At 71.3% G+C, this 4,384-nt stretch carries 4 protein-coding genes; 3 read left to right on the top strand and 1 reads right to left on the bottom strand.

Annotated elements, in window-relative coordinates:
- Nucleotides 1–123: 123 nt before the first annotated feature.
- On the bottom strand, nt 124–1,671 hold the full coding sequence (locus tag D7Y11_RS41815) for a glycosyltransferase family 39 protein (RefSeq protein WP_126936450.1): 1,548 nt from the start codon (nt 1,669–1,671) through the stop codon (nt 124–126).
- A gap of 514 nt (nt 1,672–2,185) precedes the next feature.
- On the opposite strand from D7Y11_RS41815, the gene D7Y11_RS41810 reads away from it, so the two are divergent.
- The 3 genes from D7Y11_RS41810 to D7Y11_RS41800 all read left to right on the top strand — a co-directional run.
- Nucleotides 2,186–2,755: a hypothetical protein gene (locus tag D7Y11_RS41810; protein ID WP_120577720.1), complete on the top strand. Its 570-nt coding sequence runs from the start codon at nt 2,186–2,188 to the stop codon at nt 2,753–2,755.
- Nucleotides 2,752–3,759: a cytochrome c gene (locus tag D7Y11_RS41805; RefSeq protein ID WP_126936449.1), complete on the top strand. Its 1,008-nt coding sequence runs from the start codon at nt 2,752–2,754 to the stop codon at nt 3,757–3,759. Before D7Y11_RS41810 ends, D7Y11_RS41805 begins: the two co-directional genes overlap by 4 nt.
- 103 nt (nt 3,760–3,862) lie before the next feature.
- Nucleotides 3,863–4,384: LysM domain-containing protein (locus tag D7Y11_RS41800; RefSeq protein WP_126936448.1), on the top strand; the 522-nt coding region annotated here is incomplete at its 3' end.

The following is a 4,384-nucleotide window of genomic DNA, read 5'->3' as shown; positions in this document are numbered from 1 at the left end:
GCATGCTGACGGCGGACCGTGACGCCTTCTATGATGAGGCCGTTCTCCTGCTGCGCCGCGTCCGCAGGCGCGGCAGGCTCCCCATCTGGGCCAACACCCCTGAACGGAATTAGTCGGGATGGCTTAGCGGTGCTCCCAGAGGTCCACGCCGCCGCCGTCACCCGCGGGGAAGCGGCGGACGAAGCGCTGCTTGAACCAGGGGCGGCTCTGCGGCGTGAGCTGCCACTCTCCCCGCCAGCCGAGGACGACGAAGCGACAGGAGCCCAGCATGATGCGCAGGGCCTGCTGGGCCTCATCGGCGGAGAGGGCCTCGTCGGTGGTCTCGAAGCGGTCGCCGGAGCTCATGGCGTCCTGGAGCATGGTGGCGTAGCCGTCCACGATGGGCGTGGCGCCCGAGGGGAGCCGGCCCGCCGCGAGCGCCCAGCCAGGCTCGAAGGAGAAGAGGCACGCGTCGGGCGGCACGTCGGCGCGGATGTGCTTCGCGAGCGCCACCACGTCCGGGGCCTGCAGTTGGGCGCTCTGGTAGACGTGCCGCGCGCCGGGGACGAACGCGGCGGCGAGCAGCAGCGCGGCCACTGCGCGTGAGGCCGTGCGGCCCCAGCGCGTGCTGAAGGCGTGGAGCACGGAAGCGCCCAGGCCCGCGAGCACGGCCTCCGAAGCGGCGAGGTGCGCGTTGTACTGGTTCCAGTAGGTCCGTGACGCGAGGAACAGGACCACGCTGAGGACGAACGTGCAGGCGAAGAAGCGCGCGGCGGGGCGGTGCTCCGGAGCGGCCCGGAAGGCGCGCACGCACGCGGTGCCCAGGCCCACGAGGGCGAGGAGGACTCCGCCCCAACGGCGCTCATGGAAGATCTCTCGCAGGCGGAGCCAGCGGTCCAGTTCACCGTCCGGCGGGCGCGCGGCCTGGAAGGTGATGACGTCGCGGATGAACTCGGAAGGGGCGAGCGCGGCCAGGGGGCCCACGACGACGGCGAAGGTGGCGAACGCGACGATCACGGGCAGGAGTGCGTGACGCCAGGACTCCTTCCCCGGGCGTGAGAGCAGCGCGGCGATGAGCCACAGTCCTCCCGGAAGCTTCACGGAGATGGCGAGTCCCAGGAGCACGCCCGCGCCGATGCGGCGTGCTCGGGAGTGGGTGCCGGAGGTGAGCCAGAGGTTCGCGAAGCCCAGGCACAGGACGTTGAGCAGGGGCTCGAGGAAGGTGCCGCGCTCGACGATGGCGGCCTCCGGATACGCGGCATAGGCGAGCGCGGCCACGCAGCCCGCGAGCGGACCCCAGGCGCGCCAGGCGACCCGGCCGGCGAGGAACACGCACAGGGCGCCCACGGCGGCGGCGAGGTAGCGGGTGATGCCGTAGGCGGTGGCCGCGTCGAGCCCCAGCGTGAGCGCGGCGCCAGGAGCCCAGAGCAGGAGGCTTCCGGGCGGGTGCACGAAGATGAAGTCGCGGTAGGGCAGGTCCCCGCGCAGCAGGAGCGACGCGGCGGAGAAGTACACGCCCTCGTCGTAGTCCATGGGGTAGCCCATGGCGCCGGAGCGATGGAAGAACGCCAGCGCGCGCAGCACCCAGGCGCCCAGCGCCACGATGATCAACGGCCAGAGGTCCAGGCCCCTCGAGGCGCGAGGAGGGACGGACGGGGACGGCGCTGCGAGCGGAGTGGGCGCGGGTTCCATCGGGGCAGCGCGGCAGGCTACTACCGGCGGGCCTGGACGCACGCGGGGTTCTTGCACCGGCGGGGGCGCACGAGCGAGCCCGGGACGTATCGCATCCCGGAGATGCGGACCGTCAGCGCCGGGTTTCCATTCCACGCTGCCTTGAGGCGCGTGGGCCCCGCTTGAGCTGGCTTGGTACGTGGGCAATCCCGGAGGCGCGGGGCCGTTAGCGCCGGGTTTCCATGCCACGAAGCCTGGACGCCCGTGAGTACTGCCCGGACTGGCCTGGTGCGTTGGCAATCCCGGAGGCGCGGGGCCGTTGGCGCCGGGTTTCCATGCCACGAAGCCTGGAAGCCCGTGGGCACTGCCCGGACTGGCCGCGTGCGTTGCGCCGCGTCTCACGCGATTGCCCGTTCCGGTTCACGGGTGTGATGCGTGGAGGTGATTCAGTCGATGGCCGCCGCTCCGAGGGACGGGGGGCCGCCCGGCTTCCTGGTGCTTTCCGCCGGGCCCAGGCATGCGAGAGTCCAGTCCCGTGAGCACGAACGACCCCGCCGGGACGCTGGCCTCCACGTCCCTCCAGCGCGACGAAGCGAACCTCTGGTTCGGGATCGTCATCGCGCACGGCGCGGCGGCGATGCTCTTCTGCGCGATGGCCTTCTCCGCGGGCTTCTACCGGCTGCGCGGCTTCTGGCCTCCCGTGTCCGCGCGCCCTGGAGCGCTCGTTCCCGCGCTGGCCGGTGGGCTCCTCGTCATCGGGGTCGTGCTGCTGTACGTCGCGCTCCGACGACCAGGCCGGCTCACGTTGGCGGGCGTGCTCGGCGCCGGGGCGGGGTTCCTCGCGACGCAGGCGGCCTGGCTGCACGTGCTGTTCTGGTACCGGGACTTGCGCGTCCCCGACAGCGGCGTCTTCGCCTCGGCGCTGTATGGCCTGTCCGCGGTGCAGGCCGCGCACCTGGCGGTCGTGCTCGTGGGATTGCTGCGTGCGGGACTTCGCGTGCTGCGCGGACAGGACGCCAGCGCTCCGTTGCGGCGCGCCCTGCCCGGCTGGTGGTGTTCGACGGTGATGTACGGCGTCCTCTTCGCGGTGGTGTACCTCCCATGAAGCCCACTTCCTGCTCCACTCGTCGGTCGCTCCGTGTGCTCGCCGTGCTCGCGTTGGGGGCGCTCGCTCCCGCGTGCCGCAAGGAGACGCCCACCTTCGAGCCCCTGATGCTCGCGGACGGCACCGTCATCCCCGCCGCGACGCTGGCGCGCGGATACGACGTCTACACGCACTACTGCGCGTCCTGTCACGGCGAGAAGGGCGACGGTCAGGGCCCCGCGGGCTCCGGGATGCGGCCTCCGCCGCGCAACTTCCACCAGGGCCTCTACAAGTTCGGAGGCGTGGCGGCGGGCGAACTGCCCACCGACGACGCGCTGAAGCGCACGCTGAGACGGGGCCTGCACGGCACGCCGATGTTCGCGTGGGACGTGCCCCCGGCGGACGTGGACGCCGTGGTGCAGTACCTCAAGACCTTCAGTCCGCGCTGGAAGCAGGAGTCCCCAGGCGCGGCCCTCGCCCTGTCCGACGACCCGTGGAAGGGCCGCGCAGCCGAGGCAGTGGAGCGCGGCCGCACCGTCTACCACGTGGCCGGCAAGGGCAACGCGGGCTGCGCCAGCTGCCACGTCGCGTACCTGCCCCGAGCGGAGCTCGCCGCGCTCACGGAGAGCGTCACCGGCCGCAAGGTGAACCTGGCGAACGCGGATCCGTACACGGCGCTGCAGCGGGATTCGGACTACTCGCTCACCGTGGACGCGAAGGGCGAGGCCACGCAGTTCGCCAAGGTGCTGCCGCCGGACTTCCTCTTCCACCGCCTGCGCACCGTGTGGCCGCAGGACACCCGCGTGGAGGGCCAGCCGTACACCGCGCAGGCCCAGCGCGAGGACCTCTACCGCGTGATGGCCGCGGGCGTCGGCGGTGCGGCGATGCCGTCGTGGAAGGGCGCCATCCCGGAGGAGAACCTCTGGGCGCTCGCGTACTACGTGCAGAGCCTCATCGTGATGCACGACACCGGCGCCGCCCGCGACCTTCAGCAACGGTTGCGTGACTCGAAGGCACAGGAATAACGGATAGATGCAGCAACCTGAAAAGTAGGTCTTCCTGGGAAACTAATTCCCAGGCGTCGCGAAAATCCGGGCACTGATTCCCTCTTTTCCCGGAGTTCCATTCGTGACGACCTATTCCGTTCGCAGCGGCGACACGTTGAGCGGGCTCGCGCAGCGCTTCAGCACGTCGGTGTCTTCGCTCCAGAAGACGAACCACATCGCGAACGCGAACCTCATCCGCGTGGGCCAGAGGCTGACGGTCCCAGACGGGTTCCAGGCGGCGCCGTCGAAGGCGGGCAGCTACACGGTGCGCAGCGGAGACACGCTGAGCGGCATTGCGGGGCGGCACGGCACGACGGTGGGGGCGCTGGCGAAGGCGAACCACATCGCGAACCCGAACAAGATCTACGTGGGTCAGCGGCTGACGATTCCGGGTGCGGGTGGGGGCGCGGCGCCGGTGACGTCGAAGCCGCCGCCGTCGTCCGGAGGCGCTTCGTACACGGTGCGCAGCGGGGACACGCTGAGCGGCATCGCGGGCCGGTACGGCACGACGGTGGGGGCGTTGCAGCAGGCGAACCACATCGCGGATCCGAACAAGATCCAGGTGGGCCAGAAGCTGACGATTCCGGGCCGCACGGGTGGCTCG

It is taken from the genome of Corallococcus sp. AB018, assembly GCF_003986945.1.
Lineage (GTDB): Bacteria > Myxococcota > Myxococcia > Myxococcales > Myxococcaceae > Corallococcus > Corallococcus exiguus.
Note: the sequence above shows the minus strand (reverse complement) of the source record. Positions and strands in the feature narration are given on the sequence as shown.

What these genes read in the sequence shown, in the direction of transcription:
- D7Y11_RS41815 (WP_126936450.1), bottom strand. Translation starts at nt 1,671, where the DNA reads ATGGAACCCGCGCCCACTCCGCTCGCAGCGCCGTCCCCGTCCGTCCCT.
- D7Y11_RS41805 (WP_126936449.1), top strand. Translation starts at nt 2,752, where the DNA reads ATGAAGCCCACTTCCTGCTCCACTCGTCGGTCGCTCCGTGTGCTCGCC.